This window comes from Chromohalobacter sp. 48-RD10 (genome assembly GCF_029889785.1).
Taxonomy (GTDB): Bacteria; Pseudomonadota; Gammaproteobacteria; order Pseudomonadales; family Halomonadaceae; genus Chromohalobacter.
Genome location: NZ_JARANX010000006.1, coordinates 16,974 through 40,244 on the forward strand (window position 1 = coordinate 16,974; position 23,271 = coordinate 40,244).

The window sequence follows — 23,271 nt, forward strand, 5'->3', positions numbered from 1 at the left end:
TGGCGCGTGGTACCGCCACCGCCAAGGAACGATTTTCTGCACCGGCACGCGCGGCCGCCGGCGCCCATGGGCCCGGCAGACGAATGAATGAAAGACTTATTCTACCGGCTGATCGCTCTCGGGGGTATCGCCACCCACGCGTTCGACGACCTCGAGATCGAAACCGGACAGCGCGGAGAACTTCCACGGCGAGCTCAAAAGACGCATTTGCCCGACGCCCAATTGGCGCAGAATCTGCGATCCGGTGCCGATGGTCAGATAATTGCCGGCACCGTCGGAGGCACTCGAGCGCGGCGCCGGCTTGCGCGACAACAGCACGTCGAGCTGGTCCTTGAGGTCGAGACGCGGCCGACCATCGTCGAGCAGCACGAAGACCCCGGCGTCTGCTTCGGCGATCTGCGCCAAGGCGCTGGACGCCGTCCAACTGTGGCTCTCCGGCTTGCTCAACATCAGCAGATCGCGCAGCGTATCGGCGATATGCACGCGCACAGTGGTCGGTGTCTCACTGTGCGGTGAGCCTTTCACCAGCGCTAGATGGTGGGCATTTTGAATCCGGTCATGGAAGACGTGTAGCGTCAACTCGCCGAATGCCGTGTCGACGACCGTGCGCTCTACTTCCTCGACGGTACGCTCGTGGTGGATCCGATAATGGATCAGGTCGGCGATCGTACCGACCTTGATGCCGTGCTCGACGGCAAAGCGCTCCAGTTCGTCACGGCGCGCCATGCTGCCGTCGTCGTTCATCACTTCGCAGATCACGCCGCTGGCCTCGAACCCAGCCATGGTCGACAGATCGCAAGCGGCTTCGGTATGCCCAGCACGACGCAGCACGCCGCCCGGCTCGGCCATCAGCGGAAATATATGCCCGGGCTGGACGATATCCGCCGCGACGGCGTCGCGCGCCGCCGCGGCGCGCACCGTGCGCGCGCGATCGGAGGCAGAAATACCCGTGGAGACACCGCGTGCAGCCTCGATTGAGACGGTGAACTTGGTGCCAAAGCCGGAACCGTTGTCGCGCACCATCAACGGCAACTCGAGACGCTCGCAGCGTTCACGGGTCATCGGCAGGCAAATCAAGCCCCGCGCGTGGCGGGCCATGAAGTTGATATGCTCAGCCTCGACGCACTCGGCGGCCATGATGATATCGCCTTCGTTCTCGCGATCCTCATCGTCCATGAGTATGACCATCTTGCCCTGACGAATGTCTTCGACAATGGCTTCGATGGAGGCCAAGCCCTGTGTGGATGAAAGCGCCATGGTGTCTCCGATGCTCGTCTCGTACGCCGGTGCGGTCTTGTCATCGGCGCCGTCATAAGATGTGTCGTGGTGTCACGACGCGGGCGTCGTCGCTCTTCGACACCCAGTCAGGTCGGCGCCCAGAGTACCTGCAAGCGCGCTTGCGCGCCAGTGGCAACACCCAGGCGGGCAACGATTCAGGCGTCGTCCGGTGCAACGTCTTCGTGAGAGGGTCGCGCGACGATGCGCCAATCACACCCCACGGCGCGGATGTCGTCGATTTGCAACGGACGCTGCTGCGCCATGCGTTCGAGCCCCGGTAACGCAAAAAGCGGGCGTGCCTCGCCCCCCAATAGCGTCGGTGCCACGAACAGGTGCATCTCATCAATGGCGCCGATATCGAGCATGGCACCGGCCAGCGTCGCGCCGGTTTCGAGCAACACCTCGTTGCATTGCTCGCGCTCCGCCAGATGCGCTATTAAGGCGCGTAGATCGACGCGCCCTTCGGCCGCTTCGGGGAGGACGAGCACCTCAGCCCCGGCCTGTTCCAGCGTCGCGCGTCGCGCCTCATCTGGCGAAACGGTCGCCACCAAGGTGCGCCCCGGCTCGCGCAAGCACGCCGCCGCTACCGGCAAGCGCAGCCGCGAGTCGACCACGACACGCAGCGGCTGGCGCTCGGCGATCGCTTCAGCACCGTCCAGCTCGAGCTGCGCGGCACGCACCGTGAGACGCGAATTATCGAAAAGGACTGAATCGACCCCGGTCATCACCGCGCTCGAGCGCGCCCGCAAGCGTTGCACTTCGGTACGCGCGCTTGCTCCGGTAATCCATTGCGACTCACCGCTGGCCATGGCGGTGCGGCCGTCCAGGCTCATCGCCATCTTCAAGCGTACGAACGGCAACCCCTCGCGCATGCGCTTGACGAAGCCGACATTGAGCGCTTCGGCATCGGTTTCCAGGCAGCCCACCTCGACCCCAATACCTGCCTCACGCAGCATTGCCACGCCACGTCCGGCCACTTGCGGATTGGGATCGAGTACGGCCACCACGACCCGGCTCACGCCGGCTTCGATCAGCGCCTGGGCACAAGGCGGCGTGCGACCGTGATGGGAACAAGGCTCCAGCGTGACATAGACCGTGGCGCCTCGCGCCGTCTCGCCAGCGGCTCGCAAGGCGTGAACCTCGGCGTGAGGTTCACCGGCACGTGTATGATAGCCCTCCCCGACGATGCGCCCCTGACGCACCACCACGCAGCCGACGCGCGGATTGGGATGCGTGGTATAGCAGCCCCGCCGGGCGAGTTGCAGCGCGCGCGACATGCACGCTTCGTGAGATAGCGCCGACACGGCGGCGTCCTGTGTCATGAGTCACTCCATGAGCGATTCGAGTCGGTGCGTATCGAGGTCAGCGCTGATCATTATCGTCGGGCACAAAGCTGGGCTCTTGCGCCAGGCGGTCGATTTCGGCGCGAAACTCGTCGAGGTCCTGGAAGCGTCGATAGACGGAGGCGAAGCGAATGTAGGCGACCTGATCGAGCCGTGTCAGCGAGCGCATGACCTCCTCGCCGACCTCGCGCGCCTCCAATTCACGATCACCACGGGCACGTAGGCGCTGACGGATACGCTCGACCGCCGCCTCAATGGATTCGGCGCTGACCGGGCGTTTTTCCAATGCGCGTAACATACCAGCGCGCAACTTGCGTTCATCGAAGGTTTCTCGCGAGCCATCGCCCTTGATCACGCGGGGCATGACCAGTTCCGCCGTCTCGTAGGTGGTGAAGCGTTCGCCGCAGTCATTGCACTGGCGCCGCCGCCGCACCTGATCCCCCTCGGCCACGAGGCGCGAATCGGTCACCTTGGTGTCATACTTTCCACAAAAGGGGCAGTGCATCGTGGAGCGTCCGCAGTTGAGTCGTTGTCATTGAGATTGACCGACATTGTAGCCTTCCCCGCGCCACGCGGAAACTCGCTTGCGCGTTGTCACCACGCCAACCAAGCTCATGGATGGAACGACGCCTGCAACAGCAATAATAATGTCGACGTGCGAGCCACCGATTCCCACGAGGACCCTCGATGCCCTACCCCATCTCTCCAGCCCCGCAGACCGAACTCGATGAAGCCGCTTTCATCGCACGCGCCAAGGCGCGTCTGAACGAGATCTACGGCCCGCGCGCCGATGAAGTACTACGCCGCCTGCAGCGACTGATATCGCACCAGCGTGGTGCCATCCCCGAGCGTTCGCGTTCACTATGGAGCGAGCGCGACCAATTGCTGATCACTTACGGCGACCTACTGCTCGACGGTGAGCGGCCGCCGTTGCAAGTGCTCGACGAGTTTCTCGAGACACGTCTCGCGGACACCTTCAGCGGCGTTCACGTGCTGCCTTTCTTTCCCTGGAGCAGCGACGATGGCTTCTCGGTGATCCACTATCGCGAGGTCAACCCGGCGCTGGGCGACTGGGAAGACATACGCCGCCTGACGCGCCATGGCGACTTGATGGTCGATCTGGTCATCAATCACGTCTCGCGGGAATCGCTGTGGTTCGTCGACTACCTGGCCGGCACCCAGCCAGGACGCGACTATTTCATCGAGATGGACCCGAGCACCGACCTGACGCAGGTCACCCGACCACGCAGCTCGCCACTGCTGGTGCCGGTTTCCACGCGCCGCGGGACACGCTATCTGTGGGCGACATTCTCAGAGGACCAGATCGACCTCAACTTCGCCAATCCCGATGTGCTCATCGAGTTCATCGGCATCATGCTCTACTACGTGGAGCAGGGCGCGCGCATCATCCGCCTCGACGCCATCGCCTATCTATGGAAGGAAGTCGGCACCTCGTGCATCCATCTACCGGAAACTCATGCCGTGGTACGGCTACTACGCGCCGTGCTCGACTATCTGGCGCCCGGCACGCTGCTGATCACCGAAACCAACGTGCCACACCGCGAGAACATGAGCTACTTCGGTCTCGAGCGCCTCGACGACGCTACCACGTCGGACGCACCGGCAAAGCCCGACGAAGCGCACATGATCTATCAGTTCACGTTGCCGCCACTGCTGGTGCATACGCTCACCAGCGGCGACGCCACGGCGCTGGAAGCCTGGGCGCGCGGCCTCCCCGCGTTGCCACCCGGCTGCACCTATTTCAACTTCACCGCCAGCCACGACGGGATCGGCGTGCGCGCGCTGGAAGGACTGCTGCCGCCCCACGAGATCGACGCCATGCTCGAACTCATGCATCGCTTCGGCGGGTATGTGAGCATGAAGGCCAACGCCGATGGCAAGGACACGCCTTACGAGGTCAACATCACCTACTTCGATGCGCTACGCGGCACACGTCGCGGCGCCGATCCCTGGCAGGTGGAACGTTTCCTGTGCAGCCAGCACTTGATGCTCGCGCTACAGGGCGTACCGGGCATCTATTTCCACTGCCTGACCGCCACCCTCAATGATCACGAGGGTGTCGAGCGCAGCGGACAATTGCGCACCATCAACCGCCGGCGCTGGGAGAAAAAAGCATTAGATGAGCTGCTCGATAGCCGCAACACCCCCACACGCGAGGTGTTCATGGCCTTGCGGCGGCGCCTCAGGCTGCGTGCCCAAGAGCCCTGTTTTCACCCCGAGGTCGAACAGCACATTCTCGATACTCCCCCCACACTCTTCGCTGTGCAGCGAGGACCGCTAGCCAATGGACGCCGCCTGCTCGCGGTCTACAACGTCACCGACAAACGTCAGCCACTGCCCTTGCCCGATCTCGACGAAGACGGCTGGTACGACCTGCTTGCCGATGCTCCTTGGGATGCACAGGCCCCGCGTGAACTGCGTCCTTATCGCAGTCTATGGCTCGTACAACGACCCGGTACACCCACCGCCTGATGCTTGCCGACACGACCGGCACTAGGTAGAGTAATTAGCGGAGATGGCATTCCTCCTGTCGTCATCGGCGCCCGAAACCAAGCGCCCATCGCGACAAACCGCCTGGCATCGGCATCACAGCGCCGACCCGTTCCCGCCAGTGCTAATGATGCCTGCCAACGCACTCGAGGTGCGTCGTGCGCAGGTATCCGCGATTATCTCTTTTAGCCTCGCCACCGCGTACGTCCACCCCGATGATTGTTCTCAATTGCGAGGAATTGAACGCATGTGGTTTTCCATCGTGGCGATCGGCGCCGGTGCCGCGTTCGGCGCCAACCTGCGCTGGCTACTGGGGATATGGCTCAACGCCCTCTTCCCCTCGATCCCGCCCGGCACCCTGGCCGCCAACTGGCTGGGCGCCTGGCTGATCGGCGTGGCTATCGCCGTCTTCGCCCAACTACCGCACCTCTCCCCGGAGTGGCGTCTGTTCGTGGTGACCGGCTTTCTGGGGGCGCTGACGACCTTCTCGACCTTTTCCGCCGAGATGTTCACCAACCTCCAGGCCGGGCGTTACCTCATGGCATTGTCGGGCATCGCCGTGCACGTGCTTGGCTCTTTGGTCATGACCGGCGCAGGCATCGCCACCTTCGGCGTCATCAAACACCTCACGGGAGTCTTGAAATGAGCGGCCAGCACTATACGTGCGACCGGCATCGGCGCTTAATGCTCGGCTAATCCCATACCGTTATGCTAGGCGCCATATCACCACCCGAATGGACTCTCATGACTCACGATTCGCGTCGGCCAGCATGCCATTTTCGCTCCCTAAGCCACGGGCTCGCGGCCTGTCTGGCCGCACTCATGCTCGTCTTCGCCACCCCGACCCTTGCCGAATCGCCGTTTGCCAGCCAGGACGATTTCCTTTCTGCTGAGCAGGCCTTCGCGTTGTCGGTATCGCGCGATGACGACACCCTTATCGCCGAATGGGATATCGCCCCCGAGTACTATCTGTACCGGCATCGTTTCAGCGTGGAGACCGATGAAGGCCCGCTAGATGTCGACCTGCCGAAGGGCGAGACCATCGAGGATGACTATTTCGGCCGCTCGGAGGTCTATCATCATCAGGTGGCATTGCGTGCCGCGCTGGGCGATGCCGATCAGGTGACGCTGACTTGGCAAGGCTGCGCCGAAGCCGGGCTATGTTATCCGCCACAACACCGGACCTTCGATGCCGACACGCTCGCTCCCGTCGACGCGGCGAATGCCACAAACGGTACGGACAGCGCGAGCGACACTTCCGCTAAGGTCGCGGCCGCGACCGAGAACACGGCAAGCGAGAGAGACGCCTCTTCTTCCAGCGATCCCACTCCTTCGGATGGCACCTCTCAAGCCGACGATCAACGCCTCGCGGCCCAGCTCGCCGACGCTCAGTTCGGTTGGATGCTGCTGGCCTTCTTCGGCATGGGGTTGCTGTTGACCTTCACGCCCTGCGTGCTGCCCATGGTGCCTATCCTGTCCAGTCTGATCGTCGGCGCCACGCGCGACGGTCGGCCGCGCATGCGTGACGGCGCCGTGCTCTCGTTGGCCTACATATTGCCCATGGCCACGACCTACGCAGCGCTAGGCGTCGCGGCGGCGCTGGCCGGCGCCAATCTGCAGATACTCTTCCAGGCGCCCGCTTTCATCGTCAGCTTCGCCGTGCTCTTCGTGCTGCTGGCCCTGGCGATGTTCGGCGTGTTCGAACTGACGCTGCCCCAAGGCCTGCGCACCCGGCTCGATGCGCGTCTGGAACGCCAACGCGGCGGGCGGCTCAAGGGCGCGGCCATCATGGGCGTACTCTCGGCGTTGCTGGTCGGACCATGCATGACCGCCCCCCTGGCCGGCGCGTTGCTGTACATCGCCGAAAGCGGCAATGCCTGGCAAGGCGGCCTGGCACTCTGGGCCCTTGGGCTGGGCATGGGAGCGCCCTTGCTGGCAGTGGGACTACTGGGCTCGCGCGTTCTACCCCGCCCCGGGCCGTGGATGAACCGGGTCCGAGCGATTTTCGGTTTCGTCTTGCTAGGCATGGCGGTGTGGTTCGCGGCACGCATCCTATCCCCTGCACTTGAGATGGCCGCCTGGGGCGCCCTGCTCATCGGCCTGGCCCAGGCCAGTTGGACGACTGCACGTGCCCTGCGCGACGTTTTGCAGGTATTGGGGCGCAGTCTGGCCATGATCTTCGGTGTGTGGGGCATCCTGATGCTCATCGGCGCAGCGGGTGGACAACATGATCCGCTACAGCCGCTGGCAGGCTTCACTGGCGGCGGCACCCCCAATGCCTCCGATACGTCCTCACCGCTGCGCTTCGAGACGGTCGACGACCAGGACGCATTGAACGCGCGTCTCGAAGAAGCGTCGGCACAGCAACGTCGCACGCTAGTGGAATTTACAGCCGACTGGTGCATCAGTTGCGAAGTCATCGAGGAAGAAGTGTTCGGCGATGCACGCGTGCAAGCGGCACTGGAAGACGTTCAACTTCTGCGTATCGACGTAACCGACAACGACGCCGCCGACCAGGCCATCATGCAGTCCCTCGGCGTGGTCGGCCCCCCGACGCTGATGCTCTACGGCACTGATGGCCGCGAACGTCGAGGCAGCCGCATCGTGGGTGAAGTGAGCGCGGAAGCGTTCCTGGAGCGTCTTGAAGCCACGCAAGCAGACACGAAGGGCAGCGCATGACGGCCACCTGGTCGACACGCATTTCGGCGAACTCTCGCGCGCCACCCTGACACACGCCTTGTCACGCCTGACTTCACCACAATAGGAGAACGCACATGTTCTGGATGTCTCGCGGCCCACGCCTGGGGCTCGTCACAGCCCTCTCACTGGTCACTTTCCCCGCTTGGGCACAACCCGACGATCTTCCCGCGCCGGTTGAAGCGCTCGTCGATCAAGGATTGACGGTACATGAGCGCTTCGATGCGCCCGATGGCCTCACCGGCTACGCCGCCAGCGCACAAGGCCAGCCGGTGGCGATCTATGTCACCCAAAACGGCCAGCACGCCATCGTCGGTAACCTCGTCGATGCCGAGGGCAACAATCTCTCCAGCGAGCCGCTCGATGAGTTGGTCAAGGGGCCTCAAGACGATGCTTTATGGCAGCGCCTCAAGGACAGTCACTGGATCCTCGACGGCGATCGCGCCGCCCAGCGCACGGTGTATGTCTTCACCGACCCCAACTGCCCATACTGCAAACGCTTCTGGGAAGCCGCACGCCCCTGGGTGGAGGCCGGCGACGTTCAGTTGCATCACATCATGATCGGCGTACTCAAATCCGATAGCCCCGCCAAGGCCGCCACCCTGCTGGGCGCCGACGACCCCGCCGAGGCTTTCGCGGCACACAATCGCGGCGATGAAGTCACGCCCTCCGCGCAACCGGCGGATATCGAGCAGCAGGTCCAGGACAACAACACCCTCATGCGCTCATTGGGCCTACGTGGAACACCGGCGATCGTCTATCGCCGAGACGGCAAGCTAGAGGTCGCACAAGGAATGCCAGACGAAGAAAAAATGCAGGCAGTCATGGGTTCGCCACGCCCCTGATCATCCGAGTCAGAGGCGTGGCGTATCAAACTTGCGGCAACATCAGGCATACCTCGAATCCGCCACACTGCGGACGGTGAAATTGTAGTTCGCCCCCGGCGCGTTCGGTTATCGCGGCAGTGATCGCCAGCCCCAGACCGCTGCCCGACGTGGCCGAACGCCGCCAGAAGCGCTCGGTCACATGGGCAATCGCCTCATCGGAAACGCCCGGCCCTTGATCATGCACGCGTAGCTCGCCCCATGTGTCGTCGCTCGCCTCATGCGTTGCCTGGGCCACGTTCAGCGTCACGGGCGTTTCGGCCGGGCCATGCTTGAGCGCGTTGTCGAGTATATTACGCAGCGCTGTGGCCGCCAGTTCCAGCGGCACTTCCACGCGCGCATCCGGGAGTGTGGCCGGTACGTCGATACGAGCAGACGCTTGCGTATCGCGCACGGCACTGCGGACGATATCGGCCACCGACGCACCGCCTGTCTCCTGCTGCGCTCTGGCTCCCTCGATACGTGCCAGGGCCAGCAATTGATCGAGTGTGGTGGCCAAGCGCGCGACGCCCTGCTCGGCATGCGACACGGCCTCGAGAACCGCATCGCCCTCCACGCGTCGCGCGACCTGAAGATGCGTCTTGACGGCAGTCAACGGCGTACGTAATTCGTGGGCAGCGGCATCGGTGAAGCGCTGTTCGCGACGAATGGCCGCGCGCATGCGTGCCAGCAACTCGTTGAGCGTTGCGATCAGCGGACGCAGTTCGCGCGGTAGCCCGGTGTCCGCTACCGGCGAGAGATCGTCGTGGTGACGGCGACTCAGTGCCTCGCGCCAACTCTCGAGCGGCCGCAAGGCATGCCGGGTACCCCACCACAACACGCCTCCGCTGATCACCAGCGCCATCGCGAAAGGCACGACCACCACCGCCAGAATATCGCGCATCAGGCTACGCCGTTCCGTCACGCGATCGGCGGTGGTGATCGTCACGCCATCGCGTATCAGGGTATAGACACGCCAGTCCTCGCCTTCACGCCGGCGATACGCGTAACCCGGTTGGCTCACGTCGAGTATCGCGGCCATGTCCGCATGCGTGCGTGCCAGCACCTCGCCCTGTGCAGACGTTACTTGGCAAGCGACGCCTTCGAGCGGCGCCACGATGGATGCTCGCTGTGTCTCGTCGGCCGCCCAGGTACCCTCAGGCAATCGCGCTATCAGGCCCGCGACCATGCTCGCCGACTGCGCGAGGCGGCGATCGAGGGTGCGTTCCACCTCGTCGTTGAGATCCCACCATAGCCAGGCCGCCGCCAGACTCCAGGTGACCGTCAACGTCACCCCCAGGATCGCCAGCAAGCGGGCCTTAAGACTCATTGCGAACAACCGATGATGCACCCGACCGTGCCAGGTCATCCTGTGTACCGAGACGATAGCCGAGGCCACGCACCGTATCGATCACCGCCGGCACCAATTTGCGCCGCAAGTGGTAGATATGGACGTTGAGTGCGTTGCTCTCTACCTCATCGTCGAGGCCATAGAGGCTATCGCGCAGTTGGTCCGCACTCAGGACGCTGCCCGGTGATTGCAAGAAGGTTTCCAATAGCACCATTTCGCGCCTCGAAAGCGCCACCGGGCGACTCTCCCAGGTCACTTGGCGCGCCTGGGGATCGAAACACAGCGGTCCGTGCATCATGAGGGGATGCGCGCGGCCGCCCGCGCGCCGTAGCAACGCGTGTAGTCGCGCGACCAGCTCGTCGAGATCGAAGGGCTTGACGAGATAATCATCGGCGCCGGCCTTGAGTCCCGCTACTCGATCATGCACGGCATCCCACGCGGTCAGCACCAGCACCGGCAAGGTACGACCCGTCTCGCGCCATTCGTCGACCAGCGACAGGCCATCGCCGTCCTGAAGGCCGCGGTCGAGCACCACGATATCGCTGCTCAAGGTATGCAGCGCATGACGCGCCGCCGCCATTGTCGCCACGCGATCAACCGCCCAGCCATGGCTTTCCAGTCCCGCACGGATACCGGTGGCGACCAGTTCGTCGTCTTCGATGAGCAATACGTGCATGGAGGTTCCTTCGTTCAAGACTTCGGCTTGAGGCGCCAGGCCAGCCACCAGCCGACGATCATGGCCACCAGCAGCGCCACCAACGTCTCACTCGCACCTCCGAGCGAGGCCACTGCGGGTCCGGGACAGTAACCGGACAGTCCCCAGCCGATGCCGAAAAGCGCCGCACCGCCCAGCAGCCGCGAATCCAGGTCGCCTCGCGTGGGCAGTGTGAAGCATCCGGCAAACCACGGTGCATCACGACGCCAGACGAGACGATAGCCGATGAACGCGGTCACCACGGCGCCACCCAGGACGAATAACAGCGTCGGATCCCAGGCACCCGCCACGTCGAGGAAACCCAGCACCCGGGCAGGGTCGGTCATGCCACTGATAGCCAAGCCCAGCCCGAACAATAGTCCGGCGACATACCCCGTGAACGTTTTCATGCACCGCCTCCTGCAAGATGTCGTGATACGAACACCGTCAACATGGCCATGCCCAGAAAGACCAACGTGGCCGCTGCCGAGCGTGGCGAAAGACGCGCCAGGCCACAGACACCATGGCCGCTGGTGCAACCGCTACCCAGACCGGTTCCCAAACCCACCAGGAATCCGGCCACCAGCATCAGCCCGACACCGCCGGCCGGCACACCAACCACCGCTTCGGCACGGCCTGCCACGTTACCGAGCCCGCCCCCGGCGAGCATGATCACCAGCGGCCCGCTCACCAGCCCCAGCAGAAACGCCAGACGCCAGGCGCTATCGCCCTTGGGCCGCTCCCAGATAAGTCCCGAGAGAATTCCACTGATGCCCGCAATACGTCCCAAGGACGCCATCAACCATACGGCCGAGAGGCCGATCATGACGCCCCCGACGAGCCCTTTGATCCATGTCAGCGTGTCCACGATAATCCTGTTCCCCTTGGTTGCATCCAAAAAACGCCTCTACGTCAACTCGCCTGATCGTGGGGTACATGCCGTGACGGCGACGATAGTGGTGCCGGCATGCGCCCGTGCAGCGCCACCCAGGCATCGTTGAGACTCAGGAATATCTGCCCGCTCAGTTCGCTACACAGCGCGGTGGTCCGCAAGCGATCCATCACCGGCCCTTTGACCTCGGCGAGATGCATACGAATGCCGCGCTCCACCAGACGCCGATTGAGGGTCTCGAGACTCTCCAGGGCCGTGGCATCGATAATGTTCACCGCCTGGCAAGCCAGCACCAGATCCTGCGGCGGTGAGGCACGCCCCACTACTTCGGTGACAAGATCCTCGAGATAGCGCACGTTGGCGAAATACAGGCTTTCGTCGATACGCAGTATCACCACACGTGTGTCAGTCTCCACAGCATGCCGATGCACGTTGCGAAAATGCTCGGTGCTCGGAATACGCCCCACCTCAGCGCTATGAGGGCGACTGGTGCGGTAGAGATGCAGCGCCAGCGACACGCCGACACCGGTGGAAATGCCCCACTCGACGCCGGCGCCCAGCGTCACCGCCGCCGTCACTAGCATGGCCACGCCTTCACTGTGGGAATAACGCCATACCCGCACGAAGGCCTCGAGATCGACCAGCGACAATACGGCCACCACGATGGTGGCGGAGAGAACCGCCATGGGCAGGTCATGCAGCCAGGGCGAAAGCGCCATCATCGCCACCAGCACGCCCAAGGCGGTGAAGGCGCCAGCCGCCGGTGTTCTGGCCCCTGCGTCGAAGTTGATCACAGAGCGCGAGAAACCGCCGGTGACCGGCATGCCTCCCGTGCAACCCGCCGCCAGGTTGGCGCTGCCCAAGGCAACCAATTCTTGGTTCGGGTCGAGACGCTCACCACGACGTACCGCAAGCGCCTGCCCCACCGATACCGATTCCACGTAGCCGACGATGCTGATCAGCAGCGCCGAACCGAGCAGCGTTTGCCACTGCCCCGGCGCCCAACTCGGCAAGGTCAGCGGCGGCATGCCCACGGGAATCTCACCGATGACACTGACCGCACCGGCATTCCAACCCAGCCCCATCACGGCGAGACTTCCCGATACAATGACGAAAATCGGCACCAGCTTGACCATCAACCCCGCCACGCCAGGCGACATGCCCATACGCTGCAGGCCCCCACGCCCCCAGTGGCGAAGCACCAGCAATACACCGAGCGCAGTTGCACCAATCGTCAGGGTCGGCATGCTGAGCTTCCCCACGGCGTCAGGCACACTTGCCAGCAAGGTGGGCAGCGTGGCGCCATCGATATCGGCCCCGGTCAGATGTTTGAGCTGGCTGGCGGCGATCAATACTCCCGAGGCGCTGACGAACCCCGTCATCACCGGATGGCTAAGGAAGTTAACCAGAAAACCCAGCCGCGCAATGCCCATGACGATCAGGATCGCACCGGAGAGGACGGCCAATGTCAGTGCCGCACTCAGATACTCGCCGCTCCCGGGTGTCGCCACCCCCTCGAGTGCGCTGGCGGTCATCAGCGCCACCACTGCCATGGGGCCCACCGACAGCATCGTGCTGGTGCCCAGTAGCGTGTATATCAAAAGCGGAGCGAGGCTGGCGTATAACCCGACGACAGGAGGTAATCCCGCCAGCATGGCGTAGGCCAGTGCCTGAGGAATCAGCATCAGTGTCACGATCACTGCCGCCACACCGTCACCGGCCAAGGCATGGCGGTCATAGTCGCGTATCCAGGACAGGATCGGTAGCCAAGCGCACCACCGCGACACGTATTTCATGATCGACCTCTTCGCTCCTGGCACATCGTTCAGGTCCGCGAGCGGGGCTTGGCCAGCCACTCATGGCCTTTGAGCATCAGGTTCCAGTAGATGAAGGGAAGCTGCTGCGTTTTGATGTTCCAGCCGAGCTTGGTCGGGCGTGTGGGCGGGTTGATCCAGGACGGAAAGGTCGGCTGCAACTGGCCACCGTAACCGAACTCGGCCAGCACCACGCGACCGCGTTCGACCGTCAGGGGGCAGGCACCGTAGCCCAGATAGCCGGAAGGCATTGGCTTGCCATCGAGCGCGGCCAGCAAATTGTCCGCCACCACGGGGGCCTGCTTGCGAACGGCGGCGGCCGTCTTGGCGTTGCCGGTTCCGCTGGCATCGCCTAGACCAAAGACATCGCTGAAACGCGTGTGCTGCAGCGTCTCAGCATCGAGATCCAACCAGCCACCCTCGTTGGCCAGCGGCGATTCACGCACCAGTCGAGACGCGCGCTGCGGCGGCACGACGTGAAGCATGTCAAAATCGGTCTCGATCTCTTCGCTGCCATTCTCGCCCGTAACGTGAAAACGCGCTTTCTGGGCCGAACCGTCCACAGCGATGAGGTTCTGCTGGAATTGCTTGTGGATGCCATAACGCTGAACGTACTCGTCCAGCGCCGGCACGAAGTCCGAGACGCCGAACATCACACCGCCGGCATTATGGAAATGGACGTCGATGCCGTTCAGGACACCCTGCTTCTCCCACTCGTGACAGGAGAGATACATCGCCTTCTGTGGCGCCCCGGCGCACTTGATCGGCATCGGCGGCTGAGTGAAAAGTGCCTTGCCACCTCGCATTGCCTGAACCAGCGACCAGGTGTAGGGCGCCAGATCGAAACGGTAATTCGACGTCACGCCATTCTTGCCCAGCGTCTCCTCGAGACCGTCGATTGCCTGCCAATCGATCTCTAAGCCCGGGGCAACCACCAGTGCCCGGTAGCCGAGCGTCGAACCATTGCCCAACACGACCTGACGGGAATCCGGCAGCAACCGTTCCGCTGCTGTCTGGTGCCAGGTCACGAAGCTCGGCATCACCGAGTGCATCGAACGCCGGGTCTGCTCCGGGGTGAACACGCCACCGCCGACCAGCGTCCAGCCGGGCTGGTAGAAGTGATCCTGCGCGGGCTCGACAATGGCAATATCGAGACCGGAGCGACGCTTGTGCAGGCTCGCAGCGACCGCGATACCCCCCGCCCCGCCGCCGATAATGACAATGTCATGGCGTTTGTCGTTCACAACTTTAGATTCATTCGTGACTGACATGACTGGCTCCCATTGGTTGATTCGGCGCGGCTCGATACGACTTGGCGACCGCACTTACTCACTCCCACGCGGCCCCCTCCAGGGCGTCGAGCGGGAATTTTAAATAGCGCTTACCGTTGGCTTCCGACTCCGGCAGACGGCCGCCGAGAATATTGACCTGCAGCGCGTGCAGGATCAGTTTCGGCATCGGCAATTCGCTGTCGCGGCGGTTGCGCAGCTCGACGTACTCGGCTTCACTGCTGTCGTCAAGGCGATGCTTGTTGGTCTCGCGCTGCTCGCGCACGGTGCTTTCCCACTGCGGCTCGCGCCCGTCGGGCATGTAGTCGTGACCGGTGAACAGGCGCGTCTCGTCAGGCAGGGCCAGGATCGCCTGAATCGAATGCCATAGCTGATGAGCGCTTCCGCCGGGAAAGTCGGCACGGGCAGTACCGAAGTCGGGCTGAAACAGGGTGTCGTGAACGAAGGCGGCATCGCCGATCACGTAGGTGATCGAGGCCAGCGTATGGCCCGGCGAATGCATCACCCGGCAATCGATCTCGCCCAACGTGAAGGTATCCCCTTCGTCGAACAGATGATCCCATTGGCTACCGTCATCCTTCAGCTCCGACCAGTTGTAGATTTCCTTCCACAGCGCCTGCACCTGGGTCACCGGCCGGCCGATAGCGGTGGGCGCGCCGGTCTTGTCATGCAGATAGCGCGCAGCGGAAAAGTGATCCGCGTGCGGATGGGTATCCAAAATCCAATCGACGCCGAGCCCTTCGCGCTCGATATAGGCCAAAAGCTCATCGGCCTGGTGAGTCGCGGTGGCGCCGGACTTCTCATCAAAGTCGAGCACCGGATCGATGATCGCGCAACGGCGTGTGGCGGGATCGCTGACGACGTACTGAATGCTGAACGTGCGAGGATCGAAGAAGCCAGCGACATCCGGCTGGCCAGCGCCTTGGCCGCGTGATAAGGCAGAGGTTTTCATCTGGTCTGCTGTCGCCTCCATACATAGGTGAACGGTCATCACAGTCTAATATATTTTTAGTTCTAACGTTATACTATTTATTCATATCAAGAGGCGCATCATGATGGCGCGTCATAAGGCGTCATGTTTTATGAATAGCGGTGACCAAGGCGGCATTGACGGGGATGCAGAAAAACTAAAAGGAATATAAAATTGGTTCATTATTCTCAAATGCACTATTCAGGCTACACTGGATTTTGCACGGAAAGCCGACGGGGTATTGCCACCTTCGACAAAGTCCCCGGGCAACCACTTTTCGACCCATGCCCATGCAGGAGCCAATCATGTCGTTACGCCATTTCATTCAATATGCCCTGGCGGGACTCGCCCTGAGCGTAACCGCCCTCACCGCGCATGCCGATACTCTGCGTGTCGGGATGTCCGGCGGTTATTATCCCTTCACCTTCGTCGAGCAAGATGAGCTCAAGGGCTTCGAGGTCGATGTCATGAACGCGGTCGGTGAGCAGACCGGAGACGATATCGAGTTCGTCACCGCGAGTTTCTCGGGGCTGGCGGGCATGCTCGATTCCGGGCGCATCGACACCATCGCCAACCAGATCACCATCACGCCGGAGCGCAAGGCCAAGTATGCCTTCACCGAGCCTTACGTCTATGACGGTGCCCAAGTGGTGGTACGCAAGGGCAACGACGCCATCGAAGGTGTCGAGGACCTCAAGGGCAAGACCGTCGCCGTCAACCTCGGTTCCAACTACGAGGCGCTCTTGCGCGAGTTATCCTATGCCGATGACATCGACATCAAGACTTACGAATCGAACATCGAGCAGGATGTAGCGTTGGGTCGCGCCGATGCCTTCGTCATGGACCGCGTCAGCGCCACCCAGGTCATCAAGGACAAGCTTCTGCCACTCGAGCTCGCCGGCCAGCCGTTCTCGCGCATCAAGAACGCCCTGCCTTTCCGCGACGACGAGGCCGGGCATGCCTTGCGTGACCGCGTCAATGAAGCACTGAAGGCGCTGCGCGAAGACGGCACGCTCAAGCAAATCTCCGAAAAGTGGTTCGGCACCGATATCACCACGCCGTAACCCCTCGCTCCATTTAAACGGCCGGGGCTTGCCTCGGCCGTCCGCTTTCAGGCGACTCGTTCATGCACGTTCTCGATCTCGACTACATGCTGGGGTTGTTGCCGATCCTGCTCGGCTATCTACCGCTGACATTGGAAATGGCCGGCGCCGGCATGCTCGCGGCATTGATGCTGGCCTGCATGCTCGCCGTCGTGAGGGTGCAGCGAACGCCAGGGCTCAATGCGCTGGCCATGCTGTTCATCTCCTTCTTTCGCGGCACGCCACTGCTGGTGCAGCTATTCCTGTTCTATTATGGCTTGCCGCAAATCCTGACTTTCCTGGTCGCCATCAACGGCATCACCGCCACCATCCTGGGGCTGACCCTGCACTTCTCTGCCTATATGGCAGAATCGATTCGCGCCGCCATCGTCGGGGTCGATCGCAGCCAGACCGAAGCGGCGCTGTCCATCGGCATGACCCAAGGGCAATTGATGCGTCGCATCGTCCTGCCGCAGGCGACACGCGTGGCTACACCGACGTTGATGAACTATTTCATCGACATGATCAAGGCCACCTCGCTAGCCTTCACGCTCGGCGTGACCGAGCTCATGGGCGCGACTCAGAAGGAAGCCGCCAGCAGCTTTCTCTACTTCGAGGCGTTCTTGTTGGCGGCGATCATCTATTGGATCGTAGTGGAAATTCTGTCGTGGCTACAGCGGCGGCTGGAAAAGCGACTCAACCGGGCCTATCAACGATGATCGCACTCCACGGCATCATCAAACGCTTCGGCGCACATACCGTCTTCGAGGATATCGACCTGACGCTGGCGCAAGGCGAAATCATCGTCGTCATCGGCCCCTCAGGCACCGGCAAGTCGACCCTTCTGCGCTGCATCAATTATCTCGAAACGCCTGACGCCGGCCGGCTCACGGTGGGCGATCTCAGCCTCGATGTCACCCGCGCCAGCCGTCGAGACATCCTCGCCCTGCGTCGGCGCACGGCGTTCGTGTTCCAGAACTACGCCTTGTTCGCCAACAAGACCGCACTGGACAATATCTGCGAAGGCATGATCGTCGTCGATGGTCTGTCCAAGTCAGAGGCGCATGCCCGAGGGCGCGAGATTCTCGAGCGCATCGGTCTCGCGGACAAGGCGGATGCGTATCCGGCATCGCTATCCGGCGGCCAACAGCAACGCATAGGCATCGGCCGGGCAATGGCAGCCAGGGCCGAGGTCATCCTCTTCGACGAACCCACCTCGGCGCTCGATCCCGAATGGGTCGACGAGGTGCTGGCCCTGATGAAACAGCTCGCCCAGGAGCGCCAGACCATGATCGTGGTCAGCCACGAAATGCAATTCGCACGTGAGGTCGCCGACCGTGTGGTATTCATGGATGAAGGCCGGATCATCGAGCAAGGCCCGCCCGATGAACTTTTCACCAATCCCCGGGACGAACGCACGCAACGCTTTTTGCGCAAGGTGCTGGCCAACAATCCCGTGATTTGAGCTGGAGTTGCATGCGACCAAGTGCCTGGACGGTTACACCTGGCCTTGGTTGTCGAGTTCCACGGCTTCTAGGCTTCCACCGGACGCTGGGTGAGGTTATGAAAGGTAGTGACGATACCGTTCTGGTAGAAATCGCTCATCGTGACGTGCCCTCCTGGGAAGTCTTGTCTCCGGGCGTCGCATCCATGCAGCCCTTCCACCAATCGGCGATGCCCTCGGCCCAGCCTTCTGGGCCGGGTTGCCGGGTACGATAGAGCGTCATGCCCCCGGCGATGTGCACCACCGCCTCGTGCTTGCCACGTACTAGAATCGGATGATCGACGGCCTCGAGCAGGCTGACATCGTTGGGACCGTCGCCCAGCCCGACGCTGGCAGGCCTGATACCGCGCAGTGCCGTGTAACGATCTAGCAACCAGCGCACCGCCTGCCCCTTGTCGACCGCGCCCATCACATGCCAGAAACGCCCGCCCCGGGTCAGGCGCAGTCCATCGCTTTCCAGGGCGTCACGAAAGCGCGCCAGGGCCGCCTCGTCGTCATCCCACAGCAGGGGCTCGCTGCCTTCGCGCACCTGCGCCTGACGCGCCTTGTCGGGGCTCAGCGAGGTCAATTCGCACAGCGTGTCGAGAGACAGCTCGCCCATGCCGCGAAAACGCACGCCCAAACGCTCGCGCAGCACCTCGAGTCGCCGCCGAATGAAGCCGCTATCCAGCGACGGCGTCTTCACGATCAGCCCATCCGGCGCAGCGGGATCGCGATCCAGCCGGGCGTGTTGCCAATGCGCCGGCAACCCGATCACCGCCCCGTTCTCGGCGATGAACGGCGTCGCCGTGAGCCCCAGTTCGTTGCGCAGGGCCAGTAGTTCCTCGCGAGTCTTGCTGGTGGTGGGAATCACCGCAACACCGGCCTCGGCAAGCCGCGCCAACCAGGCGGCGGCGGGTTGCCACGTATAACTGTCGTGGTCGAGTAGCGTGCCATCCAAATCTGTGAACACCAGCCACGGCGTATGCGAAACCGACTGCGTCATGAGCCTTCCCCCTTGGGCACCGCCTCACATGTTCTGGAATGCGCCACACGATCTCGTTGCGATCATGAAAGGTGCTCTTCAAATGAAGGTAGCACGGATCATGCCATTCTCTGCCACGTGACCGGCAGAAGCCCGGCTTCCGGGGGATAGAACACGCGCCGTGACGATGCATGCCCCCCGTCTAAACACAACAACGCCCCGTCGAAGCGCATCTCGTGCACTACAACAGGGCGTACCATTAAAGAGCCTTACGGGAAGAACGCGCTAGCGGGCGTGATGATGCTCGGCAATCACCGCCAGTCCGGCGAGCGTCGCCGCGTCGCTATCCAACGGCGTGACCTCGATACCAGCCGTTTCCAATGCCAGCGTATAAGGACGCCGTAGAGACTCGGCACCGATCAACAGCAGGCGTTCGAGATCGGGGCGCGCGACGCGCATGGCACGTACTTCCTCACCGATCAACACTCCGGAAATGAAACTGCCCACCTGCTCAGCAGCCAGACCGCGGTAGAGATGCCGACTACGTGCCTCGAACAGGGCATGCAGCACGCCATCCTCGCCCTGGGCTCGCGCCAGTCCCTGACGAAAGGCACCTTCATCGAACGGCGCATCATCACGGGCGGGCTCGCCCGGCAAGGTGTGGAAGCGCACCGCATGATAAAGCTCGCCAGTCATCAGCGTGGTGAAGGCGGTCAAGCGATTGTCGCACAGACGCGCCCACTTGCTGTGGGTGCCGGGCAGGCAGCAATCGGCGTTGGGGGATCCCGCCAAGGCCAGGGCGCCGAAAGCCTGGACTTCTTCGCCGCGCATGACGTCACAGTGCACCTCGTCGACGTGCTTCACGCCCGGCACGATCCAGGCATTTTCCAACCCTGGCGCGGCCACGACATGCGCGGCGAGATCGCGCCCCGAGACGGGCAGATCGAGCTGCGGCGCCTCACTCCAGCCGCGCTTGGAGCCGACCATGCCTGCCAGATAGACCGGAACACGTCCGCCTTCCCGCCAGTCACCGACCTGTGCCTGACAGTAATCCGGGAACTCGGCGGTTTCCAGCGCCTTTAGGCCTGCCTCGCTACGCCGCGACTCGAGACAGGCACCGCTTTGCCGATCGACCAGAAACGCCCGGAAATTGCTGGTGCCCCAGTCGATGACAATCAATCGCTGCTCGGCGCTCATTGATCGCCCTCGTGCTCGAACGATTCGGTCATGGTGTAGAGCTCTTCGAGCCGCCGCCACTCGGCGACGAGCTCGCGCGCGACCTCGCCCACTTCGACGGCACTGCGTCCGGGGCGGTAAAGATTGCTGCCGAAGCCGAAGCCGCGAATGCCCACGCCGTGCCAGTCGGACATGTTGCTCTTGTCGATGCCGCCCACCGCGAATACAGGTAGCTCGGGCGGCAGGATCGCACTAATATCCTTGAAATAACCGGTCCCCAGGCGCCCAGCCGGGAACAGCTTGAGCGCCGTCGCCCCGGCGCGCGCCGCGCTCAACGCCTCACTCGGCGTCATGCAGCCGACCAGCGGCGCCAGACCCTGCTCGACACCAGCGCGAATCACCTCGGGGTCGCTGTTGGGAGTGACCATCAACGGTGCGTCAAGACGCGCCAGCTCGGCCGTATCAGCGGTCTCCAGCACCGTACCGGCACCCACCAGCACATGCTCGGGACAACGTGCCGCCACCTTCTCGATACTCTTCCACGGCAAGGGAGAGTTGAGCGGGATCTCGATCAGACGAAACCCCGCGTCGACCAGCGCGTCGAAGACCTTATCGATCTCTTCGGGGCGAATACCGCGTAGAATCGCCACCAGCGGCAATTCCTCGAGCGCCGCGTCGAGTGCGGCCTGCTGAGTCTCGTTCATAAAGCCTCCTTTACCACTCCGCTATCGAGCCATCCTCGTGCGTCCACACCGGGTTGCGCCAGCGATGCCCTACCTTGGCGCGCTCCTCGACAAAAGTCTCGTCAATCTCGACGCCCAGGCCGGGCCCTTCGGGAATTGCACAGAAGCCATCGTTAATGGCTAGCGCGGACTTATCGACAAGGTAATCCAGTACATCGTTATCACGATTGTAGTGGATGCCCATGCTCTGCTCCTGGATGAATGCATTGTGGTTCACCGCATCCACATGCAGCGAAGCAGCCAGCGTCAACGGCCCCAGCGGGCAATGCGGCGCCAGCGCGACATCGTGACACGACGCCAGCGAGGCAATCTTCATGCCCTCGCTGATGCCGCCGCAGTGCGAGAGATCGGGCTGGATGATATCCACCATGCCCTCGCCCAGCAGGTCGCGGAACTGATAGCGGGTATGCAAGCGCTCGCCAGTGGCAATGGGATAGCCCAGGCCGCCCGCAATGTGCTTGAGGCTGGGCAAATGCTCGGGCAGTACCGGCTCCTCGACGAACATCGGGTGATAAGGCTCCAACTCGCGCATCAGCACCTTGGCCATGGGACGATGCACACGACCGTGAAAGTCGATAGCGATACCCACATCCGGGCCGACTACTTCGCGAGCCTCGGCGACCCGCGCCACCGCCTCGTCGATCTTGCGGTGCGAATCGACGATCTGCATTTCCGGCGTGCCATTCATCTTGAACGCCGTGAAGCCCTTATCGACCAAAGCCTTGGCGCCAGTCCCCACATCGCTGGGGCGATCGCCACCGGTCCAGGCATACATGCGCATCTTGTCGCGAACCTTGCCCCCCAGCAGTTGATAGACGGGCACCCCGAGATCGCGGCCCTTGAGGTCCCACAGCGCCTGGTCGATCCCCGCAATGGCGCTCATCAGGATCGGGCCGCCACGATAGAAACCCGCACGGTACATCGTGTCCCACAGGTATTCGATACGGTGTGGGTCCTGGCCGACCAGATAGTCGGCGAGTTCGTGCACCGCCGCCTCGACGGTGGCTGCGCGCCCTTCCACGACCGGCTCGCCCCAGCCATAACATCCTTCATCGGTCTCGATCTTGAGGAACAGCCAACGCGGCGGTACTTGCCAGGTCTTGAGCTGGGTAATCTTCACGAAAGGTCTCCTTGTCGATGCAACATGATGACACGCTCAACGCTCGTCAGAAGTGGCGCCGCCAGGCGGGGCCAATGAAGGTAAGTCCGCTGGGATTTCGGCGATACCTAGATCCTGTCCGGTGCGCTCGAGGACCGCCAAGGCGCAGGCTTGCGCTCGCTCCGGCTGACGCAGGCGAATCGCCTCCATCACCTTGCGGTGACGTTCCATGCTATCGGCAAGTTCATCGGCGCTCTGATTGGAGCGCTGGACCAATACCGTAATCGTGGGCCGCAACACATGACTGAGCTGCGTCCACACCACGTTGTGGGTCGCGGCGAAAATCGCCTCGTGGAAGGCCACATCGTAATCATCGTGGGAGCGTCCTTCCCAGCAATGATCGGACGTCTCGAGACTACGCACCATGCCCTCGTAGGCCTGCTCGATTGCCAGCAGATCGGTCGCCGTGGCGGCGGTTGCCGCCAGGTATGCCACGAACGGCTCGACCGCCACACGGAACGCATAGATTTCACGTTGGAAACGCGGATTGGGCTCGGCATAGCGCGCCATCCACTCGGTCACTCGCGGATCGAGCATGTGCCACTGGGTCAGCTCACGCACTCGGGTGCCCTGGCCTGAAATACGCACCAAAAGCCCCGCCGACACCAGGTTCTGCAAGACGCTGCGCACCGTGCTGCGGCTGACGCCATACGTTTCGCAAAGATCCAGCTCGCGGGGGATCAAGTCACCGGGTGCATAACGGCCACTGAAAATCGCCTCGGCCAACGACTCGGCGATATCGGGTCGTGCCGTGGTACCGGAAAGTGAAGAGGGGCGCATAAACGGCTCCGCCTGCCTTGTTGGACAAATTTACCTCTATGTCCGACATAGGTTCCAGTATTTTCGACCGTATTGCTCTTAGACATTGGTGCTATGGGGGTATAGCGACATGCAACTCCGAGAGGCAGGGCCCCGTATGGCACGGAAACAGGCTTGCTTTA

22 protein-coding genes and 1 riboswitch are annotated in these 23,271 nt (G+C 62.7%); of the genes, 7 read left to right on the forward strand and 15 right to left on the reverse strand.

The features are described 5' to 3' along the window. Positions 1–96 precede the first annotated feature (96 nt). The 3 genes from ribBA to nrdR all read right to left on the reverse strand — a co-directional run bounded on the left by ribBA (position 97) and on the right by nrdR (position 3,126). A complete protein-coding gene (ribBA, locus tag OP496_RS08520) occupies positions 97–1,257 on the reverse strand; it encodes a bifunctional 3,4-dihydroxy-2-butanone-4-phosphate synthase/GTP cyclohydrolase II (RefSeq protein WP_280563161.1) in 1,161 nt (386 codons plus the stop codon). Positions 1,258–1,433: 176 nt separating this feature from the next. After that, positions 1,434–2,600, reverse strand: a complete 1,167-nt coding sequence (ribD, locus tag OP496_RS08525) for a bifunctional diaminohydroxyphosphoribosylaminopyrimidine deaminase/5-amino-6-(5-phosphoribosylamino)uracil reductase RibD (RefSeq protein ID WP_280563162.1) — start codon at positions 2,598–2,600, stop codon at positions 1,434–1,436. Between the two features lie 40 nt (positions 2,601–2,640). Next, positions 2,641–3,126 (reverse strand): transcriptional regulator NrdR, encoded by a 486-nt coding sequence (gene nrdR, locus OP496_RS08530; RefSeq protein WP_280563163.1) that lies wholly within the window; start codon positions 3,124–3,126, stop codon positions 2,641–2,643. A gap of 182 nt (positions 3,127–3,308) precedes the next feature. Here nrdR and OP496_RS08535 point away from each other — a divergent pair, with 182 nt between their 5' ends. The 4 genes from OP496_RS08535 to dsbG all read left to right on the forward strand — a co-directional run bounded on the left by OP496_RS08535 (position 3,309) and on the right by dsbG (position 8,674). Continuing rightward, positions 3,309–5,114 carry a sugar phosphorylase gene (locus OP496_RS08535; RefSeq protein WP_280563164.1) on the forward strand — a complete coding sequence of 602 codons (1,806 nt, stop codon included), beginning with the start codon at positions 3,309–3,311 and terminating at the stop codon, positions 5,112–5,114. A 30-nt stretch (positions 5,115–5,144) separates the two neighbouring features. Further along, positions 5,145–5,276, forward strand: a riboswitch (Fluoride riboswitch). Positions 5,277–5,379: 103 nt separating this feature from the next. Beyond that, positions 5,380–5,778, forward strand: coding sequence for a fluoride efflux transporter CrcB (crcB, locus tag OP496_RS08540; RefSeq protein ID WP_280563165.1), 399 nt, complete (start codon positions 5,380–5,382; stop codon positions 5,776–5,778). A 176-nt stretch (positions 5,779–5,954) separates the two neighbouring features. Beyond that, positions 5,955–7,811, forward strand: coding sequence for a protein-disulfide reductase DsbD (gene dsbD, locus OP496_RS08545; protein WP_280563166.1), 1,857 nt, complete (start codon positions 5,955–5,957; stop codon positions 7,809–7,811). Positions 7,812–7,906: 95 nt separating this feature from the next. Beyond that, on the forward strand, positions 7,907–8,674 hold the full coding sequence (gene dsbG / locus OP496_RS08550) for a thiol:disulfide interchange protein DsbG (RefSeq protein WP_280563167.1): 768 nt from the start codon (positions 7,907–7,909) through the stop codon (positions 8,672–8,674). A gap of 25 nt (positions 8,675–8,699) precedes the next feature. Here dsbG and OP496_RS08555 read toward each other — a convergent pair whose 3' ends face one another. The 7 genes from OP496_RS08555 to OP496_RS08585 form a co-directional block, all read right to left on the reverse strand. Continuing rightward, positions 8,700–10,022, reverse strand: coding sequence for an ATP-binding protein (locus tag OP496_RS08555; protein WP_280563168.1), 1,323 nt, complete (start codon positions 10,020–10,022; stop codon positions 8,700–8,702). Next, entirely contained in the window at positions 10,012–10,719 is a 708-nt protein-coding gene (locus tag OP496_RS08560) for a response regulator transcription factor (protein ID WP_280563169.1), read from the reverse strand. Before OP496_RS08560 ends, OP496_RS08555 begins: the two co-directional genes overlap by 11 nt. 14 nt (positions 10,720–10,733) lie before the next feature. Continuing rightward, positions 10,734–11,147 (reverse strand): DUF6691 family protein, encoded by a 414-nt coding sequence (locus OP496_RS08565; RefSeq protein ID WP_280563170.1) that lies wholly within the window; start codon positions 11,145–11,147, stop codon positions 10,734–10,736. Then, on the reverse strand, positions 11,144–11,563 hold the full coding sequence (locus OP496_RS08570; protein WP_280563375.1) for a YeeE/YedE family protein: 420 nt from the start codon (positions 11,561–11,563) through the stop codon (positions 11,144–11,146). Before OP496_RS08570 ends, OP496_RS08565 begins: the two co-directional genes overlap by 4 nt. A gap of 86 nt (positions 11,564–11,649) precedes the next feature. Continuing rightward, positions 11,650–13,425: a sulfate permease gene (gene sulP / locus OP496_RS08575; protein WP_280563171.1), complete on the reverse strand. Its 1,776-nt coding sequence runs from the start codon at positions 13,423–13,425 to the stop codon at positions 11,650–11,652. 29 nt (positions 13,426–13,454) lie between these two features. Next, a complete protein-coding gene (locus tag OP496_RS08580; RefSeq protein WP_280563172.1) occupies positions 13,455–14,714 on the reverse strand; it encodes an FAD/NAD(P)-binding oxidoreductase in 1,260 nt (419 codons plus the stop codon). Positions 14,715–14,772: 58 nt separating this feature from the next. Further along, the gene (locus OP496_RS08585; protein ID WP_280563173.1) at positions 14,773–15,684 is read right to left on the reverse strand and encodes an MBL fold metallo-hydrolase; all 912 of its coding nucleotides are present in this window, start codon (positions 15,682–15,684) and stop codon (positions 14,773–14,775) included. Between the two features lie 323 nt (positions 15,685–16,007). On the opposite strand from OP496_RS08585, the gene OP496_RS08590 reads away from it, so the two are divergent. From OP496_RS08590 to OP496_RS08600, 3 genes are all read left to right on the forward strand, one after another. Next, entirely contained in the window at positions 16,008–16,766 is a 759-nt protein-coding gene (locus OP496_RS08590) for an amino acid ABC transporter substrate-binding protein (RefSeq protein WP_280563174.1), read from the forward strand. Between the two features lie 62 nt (positions 16,767–16,828). Next, positions 16,829–17,503: an amino acid ABC transporter permease gene (locus OP496_RS08595; protein ID WP_280563175.1), complete on the forward strand. Its 675-nt coding sequence runs from the start codon at positions 16,829–16,831 to the stop codon at positions 17,501–17,503. Further along, on the forward strand, positions 17,500–18,249 hold the full coding sequence (locus tag OP496_RS08600; protein WP_280563176.1) for an amino acid ABC transporter ATP-binding protein: 750 nt from the start codon (positions 17,500–17,502) through the stop codon (positions 18,247–18,249). Before OP496_RS08595 ends, OP496_RS08600 begins: the two co-directional genes overlap by 4 nt. Before the next feature lie 136 nt (positions 18,250–18,385). Here OP496_RS08600 and OP496_RS08605 read toward each other — a convergent pair whose 3' ends face one another. The 5 genes from OP496_RS08605 to OP496_RS08625 all read right to left on the reverse strand — a co-directional run bounded on the left by OP496_RS08605 (position 18,386) and on the right by OP496_RS08625 (position 23,110). Next, positions 18,386–19,273, reverse strand: coding sequence for an HAD-IIB family hydrolase (locus OP496_RS08605; RefSeq protein ID WP_280563177.1), 888 nt, complete (start codon positions 19,271–19,273; stop codon positions 18,386–18,388). Between the two features lie 264 nt (positions 19,274–19,537). Then, a complete protein-coding gene (locus OP496_RS08610) occupies positions 19,538–20,449 on the reverse strand; it encodes a 2-dehydro-3-deoxygalactonokinase (RefSeq protein WP_280563178.1) in 912 nt (303 codons plus the stop codon). Then, positions 20,446–21,132 carry a 2-dehydro-3-deoxy-6-phosphogalactonate aldolase gene (locus tag OP496_RS08615; RefSeq protein WP_280563179.1) on the reverse strand — a complete coding sequence of 229 codons (687 nt, stop codon included), beginning with the start codon at positions 21,130–21,132 and terminating at the stop codon, positions 20,446–20,448. The genes OP496_RS08610 and OP496_RS08615 overlap by 4 nt, the downstream gene beginning before the upstream one ends. A gap of 10 nt (positions 21,133–21,142) precedes the next feature. Next, the gene (gene dgoD / locus OP496_RS08620) at positions 21,143–22,291 is read right to left on the reverse strand and encodes a galactonate dehydratase (RefSeq protein ID WP_280563180.1); all 1,149 of its coding nucleotides are present in this window, start codon (positions 22,289–22,291) and stop codon (positions 21,143–21,145) included. A gap of 36 nt (positions 22,292–22,327) precedes the next feature. Beyond that, positions 22,328–23,110, reverse strand: coding sequence for an FCD domain-containing protein (locus OP496_RS08625; RefSeq protein WP_280563181.1), 783 nt, complete (start codon positions 23,108–23,110; stop codon positions 22,328–22,330). Positions 23,111–23,271 lie beyond the last annotated feature (161 nt).

What these genes read in the sequence shown, in the direction of transcription:
- ribBA (WP_280563161.1), bottom strand. Translation starts at nt 1,257, where the DNA reads ATGGCGCTTTCATCCACACAGGGCTTGGCCTCCATCGAAGCCATTGTC.
- ribD (WP_280563162.1), bottom strand. Translation starts at nt 2,600, where the DNA reads ATGACACAGGACGCCGCCGTGTCGGCGCTATCTCACGAAGCGTGCATG.
- nrdR (WP_280563163.1), bottom strand. Translation starts at nt 3,126, where the DNA reads ATGCACTGCCCCTTTTGTGGAAAGTATGACACCAAGGTGACCGATTCG.
- OP496_RS08535 (WP_280563164.1), top strand. Translation starts at nt 3,309, where the DNA reads ATGCCCTACCCCATCTCTCCAGCCCCGCAGACCGAACTCGATGAAGCC.
- crcB (WP_280563165.1), top strand. Translation starts at nt 5,380, where the DNA reads ATGTGGTTTTCCATCGTGGCGATCGGCGCCGGTGCCGCGTTCGGCGCC.
- dsbD (WP_280563166.1), top strand. Translation starts at nt 5,955, where the DNA reads ATGCTCGTCTTCGCCACCCCGACCCTTGCCGAATCGCCGTTTGCCAGC.
- dsbG (WP_280563167.1), top strand. Translation starts at nt 7,907, where the DNA reads ATGTTCTGGATGTCTCGCGGCCCACGCCTGGGGCTCGTCACAGCCCTC.
- OP496_RS08555 (WP_280563168.1), bottom strand. Translation starts at nt 10,022, where the DNA reads ATGAGTCTTAAGGCCCGCTTGCTGGCGATCCTGGGGGTGACGTTGACG.
- OP496_RS08560 (WP_280563169.1), bottom strand. Translation starts at nt 10,719, where the DNA reads ATGCACGTATTGCTCATCGAAGACGACGAACTGGTCGCCACCGGTATC.
- OP496_RS08565 (WP_280563170.1), bottom strand. Translation starts at nt 11,147, where the DNA reads ATGAAAACGTTCACGGGGTATGTCGCCGGACTATTGTTCGGGCTGGGC.
- OP496_RS08570 (WP_280563375.1), bottom strand. Translation starts at nt 11,563, where the DNA reads ATGATCGGCCTCTCGGCCGTATGGTTGATGGCGTCCTTGGGACGTATT.
- sulP (WP_280563171.1), bottom strand. Translation starts at nt 13,425, where the DNA reads ATGAAATACGTGTCGCGGTGGTGCGCTTGGCTACCGATCCTGTCCTGG.
- OP496_RS08580 (WP_280563172.1), bottom strand. Translation starts at nt 14,714, where the DNA reads ATGTCAGTCACGAATGAATCTAAAGTTGTGAACGACAAACGCCATGAC.
- OP496_RS08585 (WP_280563173.1), bottom strand. Translation starts at nt 15,684, where the DNA reads ATGAAAACCTCTGCCTTATCACGCGGCCAAGGCGCTGGCCAGCCGGAT.
- OP496_RS08590 (WP_280563174.1), top strand. Translation starts at nt 16,008, where the DNA reads ATGTCGTTACGCCATTTCATTCAATATGCCCTGGCGGGACTCGCCCTG.
- OP496_RS08595 (WP_280563175.1), top strand. Translation starts at nt 16,829, where the DNA reads ATGCACGTTCTCGATCTCGACTACATGCTGGGGTTGTTGCCGATCCTG.
- OP496_RS08600 (WP_280563176.1), top strand. Translation starts at nt 17,500, where the DNA reads ATGATCGCACTCCACGGCATCATCAAACGCTTCGGCGCACATACCGTC.
- OP496_RS08605 (WP_280563177.1), bottom strand. Translation starts at nt 19,273, where the DNA reads ATGACGCAGTCGGTTTCGCATACGCCGTGGCTGGTGTTCACAGATTTG.
- OP496_RS08610 (WP_280563178.1), bottom strand. Translation starts at nt 20,449, where the DNA reads ATGAGCGCCGAGCAGCGATTGATTGTCATCGACTGGGGCACCAGCAAT.
- OP496_RS08615 (WP_280563179.1), bottom strand. Translation starts at nt 21,132, where the DNA reads ATGAACGAGACTCAGCAGGCCGCACTCGACGCGGCGCTCGAGGAATTG.
- OP496_RS08625 (WP_280563181.1), bottom strand. Translation starts at nt 23,110, where the DNA reads ATGCGCCCCTCTTCACTTTCCGGTACCACGGCACGACCCGATATCGCC.